The following is a 15732-nucleotide window of genomic DNA, read 5'->3' as shown; positions in this document are numbered from 1 at the left end:
ACCGATCCCCGGCCCCCGGTGCCTGATGCGTCTCTTGCGCCTCGCGCCTGGCGTACGGAAACACCGCGGCACCCGCGGGAAGATCGGGGTCGGAAGTCATGCAGCACGGTAAGTACCGTTTCATCGCGGGGTTCTTGGTCGCCCCCCTGTCGCTTTACCTCCTCTTCGTCATCTGGCCGTTCATCCAGTCCATCTACTACTCGTTCACGGACTGGACCGGACTGAGCCCCGACTTCAAGATGGTCGGCGTCGACAACTACACCAAGATGCTCGACGACGACGTCTTCTGGAAGTCGCTCCAGCACAGCCTTACCTTCGCGCTGCTGCTCCCCCTGATCACGGTCAGCCTGGCGCTGTTCTTCGCGTTCATGATCAACGTCGGTGGGCGGCGCCGTAAGGGCGCGGCGATCGCCGGTGTGCGCGGGTCGGGGTTCTACAAGATCGTGTACTTCTTCCCGCAGGTGCTGTCGATCGCGATCGTGGCGCTGCTGTTCCAGTTCGCGTACAACCCCAACAGCGGCGCGCTCAACTCCGCACTGCAGGCAGTGGGGTTGGATAGCATTCAGCCCGACTGGCTTGGTGACCCGGACCTCGCGCTGTGGTGCGTGATGGCGGTGCTGATCTGGTCCACCGTCGGCTTCTTCGTGGTGCTGTTCTCGGCGGGCATGGCGTCCATCCCCAAGGACTTCTACGAGGCCGCGCTACTGGACGGCGCGAGCCGCTTCACCACGTTCTTCAAGATCACCCTGCCGCTGCTCTGGGACACCGTGCAGTCCGGCTGGATCTATATGGGCATCCTGGCGCTGGGCGCCGAGTCGTTCGCGGTCGTTCAGATCATGACCGTGGGGCCGAGCGGGGGCGGACCCGACTACTCCACCATCGTGATGCCGCTGTACGTCTACCAAAAGGCCTTCCGGGACGGTCAGGCCGCCTACGCGACAACGATCGGCGTCGCCCTGCTCCTCGTGACGCTGCTCTTCGCGGCGATCGTGATGCGGCTGGGTCGGCGCGAGCGGCTGGAGTACTGATGAAGACCACCAACATCGAGCCCACCGACGCTGACTCGGACGCCGACGCTGACGCCGGTGCCACCAGGGGTGATGATCCGATGGGGAAGCAGGGAGCCGACGCGTCGCCCAAGCCGGTGAAGAGCAGGGAAGGCACGGTCCTCAACGTCTTCTCGCACGGCGTCCTCATCCTCTGGGCGTTCATGGTGGTGATGCCGCTGCTCTGGGCGGTGATGACCTCCTTCAAGACCGACCGGGACATCTTCATCTCGCCCTGGTCGCTGCCGGACAAGCTGCACTTCGAGAACTGGTCGCGCGCCTGGAGCTCGGCGCACATGAGCGACTACTTCGCCAACACGCTCATCGTGGTGGGCTTCTCGCTGGTCGGGACGCTGCTGCTCGGCTCGATGGCGGCCTATGTGCTGGCCCGGTTTGAGTTCCCGGGCAACCGCTTCATCTACTTTCTCTTCATCGGCGGAATGAGCTTCCCGATCATCCTGGCGCTGGTGCCGCTGTTCTACGTGATGCAGAACCTCAGCCTGCTGAACACGCTGCCTGGACTGATCCTCGTCTACATCGCGTACTCGCTGCCCTTCACCGTCTTCTTCCTCACCGGCTTCTTCCGTACGTTGCCCACCTCCATCGCCGAGGCGGCCTTCGTGGACGGCGCCTCGCACACCCGGACGTTCTTCCAGGTGATGCTGCCGATGGCGAAGCCGGGCCTGGTCAGCGTCGCGATCTTCAACTTCCTGGGGCAGTGGAACCAGTACCTGCTGCCCACCGTGCTCAACACCGAGCAGGACAACAAGGTGCTCTCCCAGGGCCTGGTCCAACTCGCCGTCAGTCAGGGGTACAAGGGCGACTGGTCCGGGCTCTTCGCCGGTCTGGTGATGGCGATGCTGCCGGTGCTCGCCGCGTACATCATCTTCCAGCGGCAGGTCGTCACCGGTCTCACCGCGGGGGCGCTGAAGTAGCGACCAAGGCGGCGGCAGCCCCTACGACAGCCGCAGCGCGATCCCCGTATGCGGCCGCTTCCCGAGCCGTACGAGTGCGGCTGGCCAGTCCACAAGCCGGAACTGCCAGCCGTACTTACGCGCCAAAAGCTTGCGCAGCCGCGGCAGCTCCGTCGCGTCGAGCAGCCGACCTGTGCCCTCCGCACTCGGTGCGCCTTCCCTCACCCGGCCGCGTACGTCGCAGGCGGTGACGGCGATCCGGTTGTCCCGCCGTAGCCGCTTGACCTTCCAGGAGTCGCTCTTGGTCCATACGTAGAGCTCGTCGCCCTCGCGCACGACCCACACCGGGGTGGCGACCCCCGTACCGTCCCTGCGGTACGTGGTGAGGCTGACGTACCGGGAACGGCCGAGCTCGTCAAGGATCATGGGTAGTGATCCTAGGTGGTGATCCTGCGCGCGTGCTTTCTCTCAAGGACTTGACTGCGCTCGCCCCGCCAGCTCTGCTTGGACTTCATAACTTGTATGGTCCATAACGGCAGAGGTGGATGGGTCAATGGAGACTCCAGGGTCGCAGTCGTCGCTGCATCGGGCCAATCTCGAGCGCGTGGTCCGCGCGGTGCGGATGGCCGGGTCGCTCACCCAGGCGGAGATCGCCCGGACGACGGGCCTGTCGGCGGCCACCGTCTCGAACATCGTGCGTGAGCTGAAGGACGGCGGCACGGTCGAGGTCACCCCCACGTCCGCGGGCGGGCGCCGGGCGCGCAGTGTGTCGCTCAGCGGGGACGCGGGGCTGGTCGTGGGCGTTGACTTCGGGCACACGCACCTGCGCGTCGCGATCGGCAACCTGGCGCACCAGGTGCTCGCCGAAGAGGCCGAGCCGCTGGATGTGGACGCCTCCGCGGCACAGGGCCTGGACCGGGCCCAGGAACTGGTCGGCAGGCTGATCGACGCGTCGGGGGCGGACCGTTCCAAGATCGCCGGGGTGGGGCTCGGGGTGCCGGGGCCGATCGACGTGGAGTCCGGCACGCTGGGGTCGACGGCGATTCTGCCCGGCTGGTCGGGGACGAACCCGGCCGAGGAGTTGACGGCGCGGCTCGGGGTGCCGGTGTACGTCGACAACGACGCCAACCTGGGCGCGCTCGGTGAGCTGGTGTGGGGCGGCGGACGGGGCGTGAAGGACCTCGCGTACATCAAGGTCGCCAGCGGTGTCGGCGCGGGCCTCGTGATCAACGGCCGGATCTATCGTGGGCCCGGTGGCACCGCGGGGGAGATCGGGCACATCACCCTGGACGAGTCGGGGCCGGTGTGCCGCTGTGGCAATCGCGGCTGCCTGGAGACCTTCACCGCCGCGCGCTATGTGCTGCCGCTGCTGGAGTCCAGCCACGGGGCGGGGCTGACCATGGAGAAGGTGGTCCGGCTCGCGCGTGAGGGCGATCCGGGCTGTCGCCGGGTGATCGCCGACGTCGGACGCCATATCGGCAGCGGTGTCGCCAACCTCTGCAACCTCCTCAACCCCAGTTGTGTGGTGCTCGGCGGCGATCTCGCCGAGTCGGGTGAGCTGGTGCTCGGACCGATCCGGGAGTCGGTGTCCCGGTACGCGATTCCCAGTGCGGCACGGCGGTTGTCGGTGCTGCCGGGGGCACTCGGCGGGCGCGCGGAGGTGCTGGGCGCGCTGGCCCTGGCGCTGAGCGAGATGGGCGATTCGACACTTCTTGACGGCACACTCACCACCGCAACTCCTGTCTTCACTTAGCTAACGGATGGCACCGTTGTCATCTCGTTAAGTTTTTACTCCTTGACGGCAATGGTGCGGCCGAGTTGACTTCGAGCCACCTCGGCCGCAACGACGCGGCCACGTCAGGGAGGCTCCCCACATGAACGTAGTGACGCGTCGCGTCGTGATAGGTACGGCCGCGGTTTCCATGGCGCTGGCCATGACCGCCTGTGGCAAGGCGGGCGGTGACGACGACGGCGACAAGGGCAGCGGCAACGGCAGCGGCAGCAAGTCCATCGGCCTGTTGCTCCCGGAGAGCAAGACGACCCGGTACGAGTCCTTCGACCGGCCGCTGATCGAGAAGAAGGTCAAGGAGCTCTGCTCCGACTGCAAGGTCGACTACAAGAACGCCAGTGAAGACGTCGCGGTCCAGAAGCAGCAGTTCGACGACCTGGTCGCCTCCGGCACCAAGGTGATCATCCTGGACCCGGTGGACTCCGGCGCCACCAAGACCTGGGTGAACGCGGCCGTTGACAAGGGCATCAAGGTCATCGCGTACGACCGGCTCGCCGAGGGCAAGGTCTCGGCCTACGTCTCGTTCGACAACGAGAAGGTCGGCCAGCTCCAGGGCGAGGGCATCGTCTCCGCGCTCGGCGACAAGGCCGCCGACGCCAACGTCGTGATGATCAACGGCAAGGAGAGCGACCCCAACGCCGCGCTGTTCAAGAAGGGCGCGCACTCCGTCCTGGACAAGCAGGTCGGCAAGATCGTCTACGAGCAGACCGGCGAGTGGGACCCGAAGATCGCCGGTGAGAAGATGGGCGGCGCCATCACCTCGCTCGGCAAGGACGGCTTCGACGCGGTCTACTCCGCCAACGACGGCATGGCGGGCGGCATCGTCGCGGCCCTGCAGTCGGCCGGTGTCAAGGGCGTGCCGGTCGGCGGCCAGGACGCCGAACTCGCGGGCATCCAGCGCATCCTGAAGGGCACTCAGGCCTTCAGCATCTACAAGCCGTACAAGCCTGAGGCCGACCTCACCGCCGAGATCGCGGTCAAGCTGCTGAACGGCGAGAAGATCGACTCGCTGACCACCGGCACCATCGACAGCCCCAGCGACAAGGGCATCCCGGCGGCGCTGATCGAGGCGAAGGTCGTCACCAAGGACGACATCAAGGACACGGTCGTCGCGGACAAGCTCTACAAGGTCAGCGAGATCTGCACCAAGGAGTTCGCCAAGGCCTGCGCGGACGCCGGTATCAAGTAGCCAGCGTCCCGTAACGGACCCGCACGGCGCCCCGGCCGGGGGCTCAAGCCCCCGCCGTCCCCGGCCGGGGCGCCGTGCGCCACGTACTTGGCGATGCCCCCCGGCGTCGGCCACCCGCGTGTACGACCCCTGTGCACGCCCTCCGTGCACGACCCCGCACGACCGTGCACGCCCCCTATGCACGCCCCTCATCGCTCGATTCATCCGACCGTACGGCGTCCCGCACGACGTTCCACGTACGCGTCGAAGGAGATGGTTCACATGTCCGCTGCGCCCGTACTGGCGTTGCGCGGCGTCTCCAAGCGCTTCGGTGCTGTTCAGGCGCTCACCGATGTCGACCTGGAGGTGCACGCCGGTCAGGTCGTCGCCCTGGTCGGCGACAACGGAGCCGGTAAGTCCACCCTCGTCAAGACGATCGCCGGGGTCCACCCCGTCGACGACGGCGTCATCGAGTGGAGCGGCGCCCCCGTCTCCATCAGCCGCCCGCACGACGCCCAGGACCTCGGCATCGCCACCGTCTACCAGGACCTCGCGCTCTGCGACAACCTGGACGTGGTGGCCAACCTGTTCCTCGGCCGCGAGCTCGGCAAGGCCACCGTCCTGGACGAGGTCGCGATGGAGAAGCGCGCCAAGGAACTCCTCGACACGCTGTCCATTCGCATCCCCAGCGTCCGCATCCCGATCGCCTCGCTCTCCGGCGGGCAGCGCCAGGTCGTGGCGATCGCCCGCGCCCTGGTCGGCGACCCCAAGCTGGTGATCCTCGACGAGCCCACCGCGGCCCTCGGCGTCGAGCAGACCGCCCAGGTGCTCGACCTGGTCGAACGGCTGCGGGAGCGCGGCCACGCGGTCATCCTCATCAGCCACAACATGGCGGACGTCAAGGCCGTGGCCGACGAGGTGGCCGTCCTGCGCCTCGGCCGCAACAACGGCGTCTTCAGCGTCCGTGACACCAGCCACGAAGAGATCATCGCCGCGATCACCGGAGCCACGGAGAACGCCGTGACCCGACGCCAGGCGCGCAACGGGGAGGTCGCGAAGTGAGCGACATGCAGAAGGCGGCCGAGAACGCCGAGACGGTCGACGCGCAGAAGACGATCGGCGCCCAGAAGACCGCCGGTCTTGTCGACGCCGAAGGCCCCGCTGCCGAAGCCCCCGCGGCCGACGCGGGCCCCGCCGTCGACCCCCGCCTGCTCGTGCGCGAGCAGGGCTTCGCCGGTTACCTCACCGAGTTCAAGCGGAAGATCAAGGGCGGCGAGCTCGGCTCGATCCCCGTGGTGCTCGGCCTGATCGTCATCTGGGCGATCTTCGAGATCACCACCGGGCGGTTCCTCGACCCGGCGAACCTGTCCAACATCGCGCAGTACATCGTCGGGCCCGGCCTGATCGCCACCGGCATCGTCTTCGTCCTGCTGCTCGGCGAGATCGACCTCTCGGTCGGCTCGGTGGCCGGACTCACGGCCGCGCTCACCTCCGTACTCGCCATCAAGCAGGACGTGAACGAGGCCCTCGCGGTCCTCATCGGGCTCCTCGCGGCCGCTGCCATCGGCGCCCTGCACGGCTTCTTCTTCGCGAAGATCGGCGTGCCCGCGTTCGTGGTGACGCTGGCGGGCTTCCTCGGCTGGAGCGGCCTCCAGCTGTCCGTACTCGGCAACACGCTCAGCCTCAACAACATCTCCGACGGTGTCGTCTACTCCCTGAACAACACCTACTTCGACGACATCGCGGCCGCCTACGGACTCGCGACCGTCTGCGTCGTGGGCTACGCGCTCGCCCAGCTCGCCGAGCGTCGCCGTCGCCAGGCCGTGGACCTGCCGCACCGCCCGATCAGTGAGCTGTCCCTGCGCACCGGAGCTGTGGCGGCGCTGGCCTTCACCGCCGCGTACGTCCTGAACCAGTCGCGCGGTCTGCCACTCGGCCTGACGATCTTCCTCGGTACGGTGATGCTGGCCAGCTTCGTCCTGCGCCGCACCCGGTACGGGCGCACGGTCTTCGCGGTCGGCGGCAACGCCGAGGCGGCCCGCCGGGCCGGTATCAGCGTGGTGACCGTCCGGATCTCGGTGTTCGCGATCTCCGGGTTCCTCGGCGGCCTCGGCGGACTGTTCATCGCCTCGCAGTCGGGCGTCGCCGACTCCAACCTCGGCGGCGGCAACATGCTGATGATCGCGATCGCCGCCGCGGTGATCGGCGGCACCAGCCTCTTCGGCGGCCGCGGCACGCCGTGGTCGGCGCTGCTCGGCATCCTGGTGATCCAGTCGATCATGACCGGTCTGTACATGCAGGGCAGCTCCAGCCAGGCCGCGCAGTACATGATCACCGGCGCGGTACTGCTGGCCGCAGTGGTGCTCGACTCGGTCTCCCGCCGCACGCAGAAGTCCGCGGGTCGCACGTAACCCCGGCGCCTGAGGCGCCACCCCGTGCCCGGCACCGGCCACCCGCCCGGTGCCGGGCACCGGTGTGCGCGGGGGCGTGCGCGCCCTACGTTCCGCCGATCGAGTGACGTACCCGGCGTCCACCGCTCCGCGCGGAACATTAGACTCGACAGACCCGGCAAGGCTTGAACAGCTCTACCGCTGATAGAAACGCTAGGAGGCACGGGTGGGCTTGCTGACCCGCATCAAGGGGCCGCGCGATCTGGACCGGCTCAGCCATGAGCAGCTGGACCAGCTGGCCGCTGAGATCCGGACCTTCCTCGTCGACGCCGTCTCCAAGACCGGCGGCCACCTCGGGCCCAACCTCGGAGTGGTCGAGCTCACCATCGCCCTGCACCGGGTCTTCGAGTCACCGAAGGACAAGGTGCTCCTGGACACCGGCCACCAGAGCTATGTGCACAAGCTGCTCACCGGACGCCAGGACTTCTCCCGGCTGCGCGCCAAGGACGGCCTGTCCGGCTACCCCTCGCGCGCCGAGTCCGACCACGACGTGATCGAGAACTCCCACGCCTCCACGGTCCTCGGCTGGGCCGACGGCCTCGCCAAGGCCAACGAAGTCCTGAACAAGGAAGCGCATGTCGCCGCCGTCATCGGCGACGGCGCCCTCACCGGCGGCATGGCCTGGGAGGCGCTGAACAACATCGCCGCCGCCAAGGACCGCCCCCTGGTGATCGTCGTCAACGACAACGAGCGCTCCTACGCCCCCACCATCGGCGGCCTGGCGAACCACCTGGCCACCCTGCGCACCACCGACGGCTACGAGCGCTTCCTGACCCGCACCAAAGAGGTCCTGGAGAAGACCCCGGTCGTCGGCAGGCCCCTGTACGAGACCCTGCACGGCGCCAAGAAGGGCCTGAAGGACTTCATCACGCCGCAGGGCATGTTCGAGGACCTCGGCCTGAAGTACGTCGGCCCCATCGACGGCCACGACATCGAGGCCCTGGAGTCCGCGCTCACCCGGGCCAAGCGCTTCGGCGGCCCGGTCATCGTGCACTGCCTCACCGAGAAGGGCCGCGGCTACCAGCCCGCCGTCCAGGACGAGGCGGACCGCTTTCACGCAGTCGGCGTGATCCACCCGGACACGGGGCTGCCGGTCGCCGCCTCGGGCGCCGACTGGACCTCCGTCTTCGGCGACGAAATGGTCAAGCTGGGCAAGGACCGCGCGGACGTCGTCGCGATCACCGCCGCGATGCTCCAGCCGGTCGGCCTCAAGCGCTTCGCCGAGACCTTCCCGGACCGGGTGTACGACGTCGGGATCGCCGAACAGCACGCCGCGGTATCGGCGGCCGGGCTGGCCACCGGCGGCCTGCACCCGGTCTTCGCGGTCTACGCGACGTTCCTGAACCGCGCCTTCGACCAGCTCCTGATGGACGTGGCCCTGCACAAGTGCGGCGTCACCTTTGTGCTGGACCGCGCGGGTGTCACCGGCACCGACGGTGCCTCGCACAACGGCATGTGGGACATGTCGATCCTGCAGTGCGTGCCCGGGCTCCGGCTCGCCGCGCCGCGTGACGCCGAGCAGCTGCGGCTCCAGCTGCGCGAGGCGGTCGACGTGGACGACGCCCCGACCGTGGTGCGCTACTCCAAGGGCATGGTCGGCCCGGCCGTGCCCGCGGTGGGCAAGATCGGCGGCATGGACGTCCTGCGCAAGGCGGACGCCCCCCGGCCCGACGTCCTGCTGGTTTCGGTCGGCGCGCTCGCCCCGATGTGCCTGGAGATCGCCTCGCTCCTCGACAAGCAAGGCATCTCCACCACCGTGATCGACCCGCGCTGGGTCAAGCCGGTCGACGAGGCGCTCGCCCCGCTGGCCGAGCAGCACCGCGTCGTCGTCACCGTCGAGGACAACAGCCGCGCGGGCGGCGTGGGCAGCGCCATCGCCCAGGCGCTGCGGGACGCGGGCGTGGACGTCCCGCTGCGTGACTTCGGCATCCCGCCGCGCTTCCTGGACCACGCCTCCCGTAAGGAGGTCATGGCCGAGATCGGGCTGACCGCTCCGGACATCGCACGCCAGGTCACCGGTCTTGTCTCCAAGCTGGACGGCCGGTACGGGCGTGGCGCGGCCGATGCGGTCACCCTCGCGGACTCCGTGGAGCCCGCCCGCGACTGACCTCGCCCGTCTGCTTCACCCCGGCCCCACCCCGGCCCCACGGTCCCGCGTCAGCGCGGACCGCGGGGCCGGTTCTCGTTCACGGCTCCCCGCGTACCGTCCGCGGACCCACCGACTCCGCGCCCAACGCGCCTACCCGGCGCCGTAGTTCACGGTCGGCGGTGACCACGACACACGGCCCGTTCGCCGCCGCCGCCAGCTCCACGATGCGGTCATCCCCGCTCCCCGCCGCCGCCTCGACCCGTACGCCAGGCACGGACTCCACGCCCCGGGCGGCCCCCTCGACGACCAGGACGACCTCGCACGGACCCGGGTGACCCGGCAGCCCCTCGGCCGCGTACGCCACCAGCCGGTCCCGCAGCCGCTCGGCGGCCCCGTGGCGGTCCCGCCACCAGCCGTCCGGGACGGATCCGACGACGTTCGCACCGTCCACGATCACCAGCAAGGTGGCACCAACTTTCCTCTGAAGTTGCTTGAATATAGATCTAGTTAAGGTGTTGCTCCGATACTGATCCGGTTCCCCAACGCAATAGGTGGACTCAACGGATCCGTATCTGGAGGCAATTGATGAATCGTCAGGTCAAGAGAGGTCTCGGCGTGTCCGCCGTGGCCCTGACAGCCGTCGCCACCCTCGCGTCCCCCGCCAGCGCCGCTCCCGCGAACAAGAGCCAGGTGCTCGCCTCCTGGACCCAGACCAGCGCCAGCAGCTACAACGCGTACCTCTCCGCCCGCAACAACAAGGGTGCCTGGTCCGCCTACGGCTTCGACTGGTCCACGGACTACTGCTCGTACTCACCGGACAACCCGTTCGGCTTCAAGTTCAACCTCTCCTGCGCCCGCCATGACTTCGGCTACCGCAACTACAAGAAGGCCGGGACGTTCTCCGCCAACAAGGCCCGCCTCGACAACGCCTTCTACGCGGACATGAAGCGGGTCTGCGCCCCACTGAGCAGCGCGAATAAGTCCGCGTGCAACGCGACGGCGTGGACGTACTACCAGGCGGTCAAGGCCTTCGGCTAGCCGCCCCCGACCAGCCGCCCGACCAGCCGGACGACTAGTCGGACACCAGCAGGCCCAGGCACTACAGGGCCAGGGCGGTGCGCGCCTCGTCGGCGCGCACCGTACCGCTGAACTCAAGGTGCAGGAACGGCACTCGGGCAGCGGCCGCGGCGCGGCCCCGCACATTGGTGCGGCCCGCGAGGGGACATCCCTCCGCAGCGCCAAGCGGCTCTAACCCTCAAGCTCTCCGAGCGCCCCCCGAGTTCCCCACACGTCAGTGGCCCCGGCACACAAAGTGCCGGGGCCACTGACGGTTCAGTTCTGCGCAGGTGTTACGCGGGCACGCTCGCCACGCCCTGCTCCAGGAACTTCTTCCCGTTCACGCGCTCCGAGACGCCCTCGCGGTCCAGGTACGGCGTGATGCCGCCCAGGTGGAAGGGCCAGCCCGCGCCCGTGATCAGGCAGAGGTCGATGTCCTGTGCCTCGGCGACGACACCCTCGTCGAGCATCAGGCCGATCTCCTGGGCGACCGCGTCCAGGACGCGGTCGCGCACCTGCTCCTCCGTCAGGACGCTGTCGCCCTGCTTCAGCAGCGCCGCGACCTCCGGGTCCAGCTCGGGCTTGCCCGAGTCGTACACGTAGAAGCCGCGCTTGCCCGCCTCGACGACGGCCTTCAGGTTCGGGGACACCTTGAAGCGGTCCGGGAAGGAGCGGTTCAGGGTCTCCGAGACGTGCAGACCGATGGCCGGGCCGACCAGCTCGAGGAGGACCAGCGGGGACATCGGCAGGCCGAGCGGCTCGATGCCCTTCTCGGCGACGGCGACCGGGGTGCCCTCGTCGATGATGTTCTGGATCTCGCCCATGAAGCGGGTCAGGATGCGGTTCACGACGAACGCCGGGGCGTCCTTCACCAGGACCGCGGTCTTCTTCAGCTTCTTGGCGACACCGAACGCGGTGGCCAGCGAGGCGTCGTCGGTCTGCTCGCCGCGCACGATCTCCAGGAGCGGCAGCACGGCGACCGGGTTGAAGAAGTGGAAGCCGACGACCCGCTCGGGGTTCTTCAGCTTCGACGCCATCTCGGTGACCGAGAGCGAGGAGGTGTTGGTGGCGAGGATCGCGTGTGCCGGGGCGACGGCCTCGACCTCGGCGAACACCTGCTGCTTGACGCCCATCTCCTCGAAGACGGCCTCGATGACGAAGTCCGCGTCCGAGAAGCCCGCGGCCTTGTCCAGGCTGCCGGTCACCAGGGCCTTGAGGCGGTTGGCCTTGTCCTGGTTGATACGGCCCTTGCCGAGCAGCTTCTCGATCTCGGCGTGGACATAGCCGACGCCCTTGTCGATGCGCTCCTGGTCGATGTCGGTCAGTACGACCGGCACCTCGAGGCGGCGCAGGAACAGCAGCGCCAGCTGCGAGGCCATCAGACCGGCGCCGACCACACCGACCTTGGTGACCGGGCGCGCCAGGTCCTTGGACGGGGCGCCCGCGGGGCGCTTGCCGCGCTTCTGGACCAGGTTGAACGCGTAGATGCCGGAGCGCAGTTCGCCACCCATGATGAGGTCGGCGAGCGCGGTGTCCTCGGCGTCGAAGCCCGCCTGCAGGTCACCGCTCTTGGCGGCGGCGATGATGTCCAGCGCGCGGTAGGCGGCCGGGGCGGCGCCGTGCACCTTGCTGTCGGCGATCGTACGGCCGCGCTCGACGGCCGCGTCCCAGGCCTCGCCGCGGTCGACGTCGGCGCGGGTGACCGTGGTCTCGCCGCGCAGCACCGACGACGTCCAGATGAGCGACTGCTCCAGGAAGTCGGCGCCCTCGAAGATCGCGTCGGCGATGCCGAGCTCGAAGACCTGCTTGCCCTTGAGCTGACGGTTCTGGTTCAGCGAGTTCTCGATGATGACCGAGACCGCGCGGTCCGCGCCGATCAGGTTCGGCAACAGCGCGCAGCCGCCCCAGCCGGGAACCAGACCGAGGAAGACCTCAGGCAGCGAGAAGGCCGGGATGGCCTGCGAGACGGTGCGGTAGGAGCAGTGCAGACCGACCTCGACACCGCCGCCCATCGCCGCGCCGTTGTAGTACGCGAAGGTGGGGACGGCCAGCGCGGCGAGGCGCTTGAAGACGTCGTGACCGCCCTTGCCGATGGCGAGCGCGTCGGAGTGCTGCTTCAGCAGCTCCACGCCCTTGAGGTCGGCGCCGACCGCGAAGATGAACGGCTTACCGGTGAGGCCCACACCGACGATGGAGCCCTCGGACGCCTCCTTCTCGACCTGGTCGATGGCGGCGTTCAGGTTCGCCAGCGACTGCGGTCCGAAGGTGGTCGGCTTGGTGTGGTCCAGGCCGTTGTCCAGGGTGATCAGCGCGAACCGGCCACCGCCCGACGGCAGGTCGAGATGGCGTACGTGCGCCTGGGTGACGACCTCACCCGGGAACAGCTCGGCCGCGCCCTTCAGAAGCTCTGTGGTGGTGGTGCTCACTTGGTGCCTCCGGCGTTCTCGGCGCTTGCGAAGTGGGGGTTCTCCCAGATGGTCGTGGCACCCATACCGAAGCCGACGCACATGGTGGTCAGGCCGTAGCGGACCTCGGGCTGCTCCTCGAACTGCCGCGCCAGCTGCGTCATCAGGCGTACGCCGGAGGAGGCCAGCGGGTGGCCGTAGGCGATCGCGCCGCCGTACTGGTTGACGCGCGCGTCGTCGTCCGCGATGCCGTAGTGCTCCAGGAAGGCCAGCACCTGCACGGCGAAGGCCTCGTTGATCTCGAACAGGCCGATGTCGGAGATCGACAGGCCCGCCTGGGCGAGGGCCTTCTCGGTCGCCGGGATCGGGCCGTAGCCCATCACCTCGGGCTCGACGCCCGCGAAGGCATAGGAGACCAGGCGCATCTTGACCGGCAGGCCGTTCTCGCGCGCGAAGTCCTCGGAGGCGATGATCGCGGCGGTGGCGCCGTCGTTCAGACCGGCGGCGTTGCCCGCCGTCACCCGGCCGTGGGTACGGAACGGGGTCTTCAGACCCGCGAGGTTCTCCAGCGTGGTGCCGGGACGCATCGGCTCGTCGGCGGTGGCCAGGCCCCAGCCCGTCTCGCCCGCCTCAGCGTTCGTCCGGCGTACCGAGACCGGCACCAGGTCCTGCTGGATCTTGCCGTCGGCGTACGCCTTGGCGGCCTTCTCCTGCGAGCGCACCGCGTACTCGTCGGCGCGCAGCTTGGTGATCGTGGGGTAGCGGTCGTGCAGGTTCTCCGCGGTCATGCCCATGAACAGGGCGGACTCGTCGACCAGCTTCTCGCTCACGAAGCGCGGGTTCGGGTCCACGCCCTCACCCATGGGGTGGCGGCCCATGTGCTCGACACCACCCGCGATGACGGCGTCGTACGCGCCGAACGCGATGGAACCGGCGGTGGAGGTCACGGCGGTCAGCGCGCCCGCGCACATCCGGTCGATCGAGTAACCGGGGACGGACTGCGGCAGCCCGGCCAGAATCCCGGCGGTACGGCCCAGGGTGAGGCCCTGGTCACCGATCTGCGTGGTGGCGGCGATGGCCACCTCGTCGATCTTGGCGGGGTCAAGCTTCGGGTTGCGGCGGAGCAGCTCCCGGATGGCCTTCACCACGAGATCGTCGGCGCGGGTCTCGTGGTAGATGCCCTTCGGGCCCGCCTTGCCGAACGGGGTGCGGACGCCGTCGACGAAGACGACGTCCTTGACGGTACGAGGCACGATGGCTCTCCTCCAAGGGTGCGGGATCGCTGCCGCTGGGCGTGCTCCGGCGGCTACTCCGTTCATGCTACTTGCCGGTAACCAAGTCCGACAGGCCCCCCGCCCAAGGCGGCGAAGGTCACACTCCACGACGCCCCTGAGCAGCGGAAAACCCCCGGCCACCGGACCGGGGGTTTCTCGTACGGCGCACGCCACTCGCACGCGGACACCTCTCGTACGCGCACGCCACGCGTACGGCTCAGTCCTCGGCGGGGACCAGCGCTCCAGCCAGGGCGGGGGCGACCTGCTCGATCTGCCACCGCCGCGCGCCATACCCGGCGAGCGCCGTGGCGACCGCGTCCACGCTGGCCTCGGCGGGCGGCTCCCAGCACAGGCGGCGCACCGTGTCCGGAGTGATCAGGTTCTCCTGCGGCATGTTCAGCCGCTCGGCGATCGCGGAGACGGCCGTACGGGCCGCGGCGAGCCGCGCGGCCGCCTGCGGATCGCGGTCCGCCCAGGCGCGCGGCGGGGGCGGTCCGGCCACCGCCTGGCCCGGCTGCGGCAGCTCCGCCTCCGGCAGCGCCTTGGCGCGGTCCACCGCGGCCTGCCACTGCTCCAGCTGGCGCTTGCTCGTACGGTGGCCGAAGCCGTTCAGCGCGGACAGCGCCTCCACGCCCGGCGGCAGGGCCAGGGCCGCCTCCACGATCGCGGCGTCACCGAGCACCTTGCCGGGGGAAACGTCACGCCGCTGCGCGATCCGGTCCCGGGCGGTCCACAGCTCCCGTACGACCGCCATCTGACGGCGGCGGCGCACCTTGTGCATCCCGGAGGTGCGTCGCCAGGGGTCCTTGCGCGGCGGCGCGGGCGGCGCCGCGGCGATCGCGTCGAACTCCTCGCGGGCCCACTCCAGCTTGCCCTGCCGGTCGAGCTCCTTCTCCAGCGCGTCCCGCAGGTCGACCAGGAGCTCCACGTCGAGCGTGGCGTAACGCAACCAGGGCTCAGGGAGTGGCCGGGTCGACCAGTCCACCGCGGAGTGCCCCTTCTCCAGTACGTAACCGAGCACCGACTCGACCATGGCGCCGAGCCCGACACGCGGGAACCCGGCGAGGCGCCCGGCGAGCTCCGTGTCGAAGATCCGGGTCGGCACCATGCCTATGTCGCGCAGGCAGGGAAGGTCCTGGGTCGCGGCGTGCAGCACCCACTCCGCGTCGCCGATGGCCGCCTGGAGACCTGACAGGTCAGGGCAGGCGATGGGGTCGATCAGGGCCGATCCGGCACCTTCGCGGCGCAGCTGCACCAGGTAGGCGCGCTGTCCGTAGCGGTAGCCGGAGGCACGCTCGGCATCGACGGCGACGGGCCCGGTGCCCGCGGCGAAGGCGGCGACCACGTCGGCGAGCGCGGTCGCGTCGGAGATGACCTCCGGAATGCCGTCCTGCGGCTCAAGCAAAGGGATCGGCGCCGATGCGACATCATCCGGAGGGGTGGACACCGGCGGTTGCTGCCGCGGGGCTCCGGCGGTTCGCAGTGAGCTGTCTGCTGCGGTCTCTTGGGCGTCGGTCACCTGTAAAGGGTATCTGTGTATG

Annotated in this window: 13 protein-coding genes; 8 read left to right on the top strand and 5 right to left on the bottom strand. The window is 69.1% G+C overall.

Translation table 11 applies throughout. The features are described from left to right. Positions 1-98: 98 nt before the first annotated feature. Complete coding sequence (locus tag GCN81_RS16995) at positions 99-1028, top strand: carbohydrate ABC transporter permease (protein ID WP_156725481.1); 930 nt, start codon at positions 99-101, stop codon at positions 1026-1028. An 80-nt stretch (positions 1029-1108) separates the two neighbouring features. Next, complete coding sequence (locus GCN81_RS16990; protein ID WP_231626788.1) at positions 1109-1981, top strand: carbohydrate ABC transporter permease; 873 nt, start codon at positions 1109-1111, stop codon at positions 1979-1981. Between the two features lie 21 nt (positions 1982-2002). Here GCN81_RS16990 and GCN81_RS16985 read toward each other — a convergent pair whose 3' ends face one another. Next, complete coding sequence (locus tag GCN81_RS16985; protein WP_156725479.1) at positions 2003-2386, bottom strand: PPOX class F420-dependent oxidoreductase; 384 nt, start codon at positions 2384-2386, stop codon at positions 2003-2005. 127 nt (positions 2387-2513) lie between these two features. On the opposite strand from GCN81_RS16985, the gene GCN81_RS16980 reads away from it, so the two are divergent. The 5 genes from GCN81_RS16980 (at position 2514) to dxs (ending at position 9474) form a co-directional block, all read left to right on the top strand. Further along, positions 2514-3713: an ROK family transcriptional regulator gene (locus GCN81_RS16980; protein WP_156725478.1), complete on the top strand. Its 1200-nt coding sequence runs from the start codon at positions 2514-2516 to the stop codon at positions 3711-3713. Between the two features lie 121 nt (positions 3714-3834). Next, positions 3835-4938, top strand: coding sequence for a substrate-binding domain-containing protein (locus GCN81_RS16975; RefSeq protein WP_231626777.1), 1104 nt, complete (start codon positions 3835-3837; stop codon positions 4936-4938). A 252-nt stretch (positions 4939-5190) separates the two neighbouring features. Further along, entirely contained in the window at positions 5191-5979 is a 789-nt protein-coding gene (locus GCN81_RS16970) for an ATP-binding cassette domain-containing protein (protein ID WP_156725477.1), read from the top strand. A 5-nt stretch (positions 5980-5984) separates the two neighbouring features. After that, a complete protein-coding gene (locus GCN81_RS16965) occupies positions 5985-7328 on the top strand; it encodes a sugar ABC transporter permease (RefSeq protein WP_156725585.1) in 1344 nt (447 codons plus the stop codon). A gap of 205 nt (positions 7329-7533) precedes the next feature. Further along, complete coding sequence (gene dxs, locus GCN81_RS16960; RefSeq protein ID WP_156725476.1) at positions 7534-9474, top strand: 1-deoxy-D-xylulose-5-phosphate synthase; 1941 nt, start codon at positions 7534-7536, stop codon at positions 9472-9474. Positions 9475-9553: 79 nt separating this feature from the next. Here dxs and GCN81_RS16955 read toward each other — a convergent pair whose 3' ends face one another. Beyond that, entirely contained in the window at positions 9554-9913 is a 360-nt protein-coding gene (locus GCN81_RS16955; RefSeq protein WP_231626787.1) for a PIN domain-containing protein, read from the bottom strand. A 128-nt stretch (positions 9914-10041) separates the two neighbouring features. Between GCN81_RS16955 and GCN81_RS16950 the strand changes: the two genes are divergently transcribed. Further along, positions 10042-10494, top strand: coding sequence for a phospholipase (locus GCN81_RS16950; protein ID WP_156725474.1), 453 nt, complete (start codon positions 10042-10044; stop codon positions 10492-10494). A 311-nt stretch (positions 10495-10805) separates the two neighbouring features. On the opposite strand, the gene GCN81_RS16945 is transcribed toward GCN81_RS16950, so the two are convergent. The 3 genes from GCN81_RS16945 to GCN81_RS16935 all read right to left on the bottom strand — a co-directional run bounded on the left by GCN81_RS16945 (position 10806) and on the right by GCN81_RS16935 (position 15710). Beyond that, positions 10806-12938, bottom strand: a complete 2133-nt coding sequence (locus tag GCN81_RS16945; RefSeq protein ID WP_156725473.1) for a 3-hydroxyacyl-CoA dehydrogenase NAD-binding domain-containing protein — start codon at positions 12936-12938, stop codon at positions 10806-10808. Further along, positions 12935-14170: a thiolase family protein gene (locus tag GCN81_RS16940; RefSeq protein ID WP_156725472.1), complete on the bottom strand. Its 1236-nt coding sequence runs from the start codon at positions 14168-14170 to the stop codon at positions 12935-12937. The genes GCN81_RS16945 and GCN81_RS16940 overlap by 4 nt, the downstream gene beginning before the upstream one ends. Before the next feature lie 238 nt (positions 14171-14408). Next, a complete protein-coding gene (locus GCN81_RS16935) occupies positions 14409-15710 on the bottom strand; it encodes an HRDC domain-containing protein (protein WP_156725471.1) in 1302 nt (433 codons plus the stop codon). Positions 15711-15732 lie beyond the last annotated feature (22 nt).

Source organism: Streptomyces apocyni (genome assembly GCF_009739465.1).
GTDB lineage: Bacteria > Actinomycetota > Actinomycetes > Streptomycetales > Streptomycetaceae > Streptomyces > Streptomyces apocyni.
Note: the sequence above shows the minus strand (reverse complement) of the source record. Positions and strands in the feature narration are given on the sequence as shown.

What these genes read in the sequence shown, in the direction of transcription:
- GCN81_RS16950 (WP_156725474.1), top strand. Translation starts at nt 10,042, where the DNA reads ATGAATCGTCAGGTCAAGAGAGGTCTCGGCGTGTCCGCCGTGGCCCTG.
- GCN81_RS16995 (WP_156725481.1), top strand. Translation starts at nt 99, where the DNA reads ATGCAGCACGGTAAGTACCGTTTCATCGCGGGGTTCTTGGTCGCCCCC.
- GCN81_RS16965 (WP_156725585.1), top strand. Translation starts at nt 5,985, where the DNA reads ATGCAGAAGGCGGCCGAGAACGCCGAGACGGTCGACGCGCAGAAGACG.
- GCN81_RS16990 (WP_231626788.1), top strand. Translation starts at nt 1,109, where the DNA reads ATGGGGAAGCAGGGAGCCGACGCGTCGCCCAAGCCGGTGAAGAGCAGG.
- GCN81_RS16975 (WP_231626777.1), top strand. Translation starts at nt 3,835, where the DNA reads ATGAACGTAGTGACGCGTCGCGTCGTGATAGGTACGGCCGCGGTTTCC.
- GCN81_RS16985 (WP_156725479.1), bottom strand. Translation starts at nt 2,386, where the DNA reads ATGATCCTTGACGAGCTCGGCCGTTCCCGGTACGTCAGCCTCACCACG.
- GCN81_RS16970 (WP_156725477.1), top strand. Translation starts at nt 5,191, where the DNA reads ATGGTTCACATGTCCGCTGCGCCCGTACTGGCGTTGCGCGGCGTCTCC.
- GCN81_RS16980 (WP_156725478.1), top strand. Translation starts at nt 2,514, where the DNA reads ATGGAGACTCCAGGGTCGCAGTCGTCGCTGCATCGGGCCAATCTCGAG.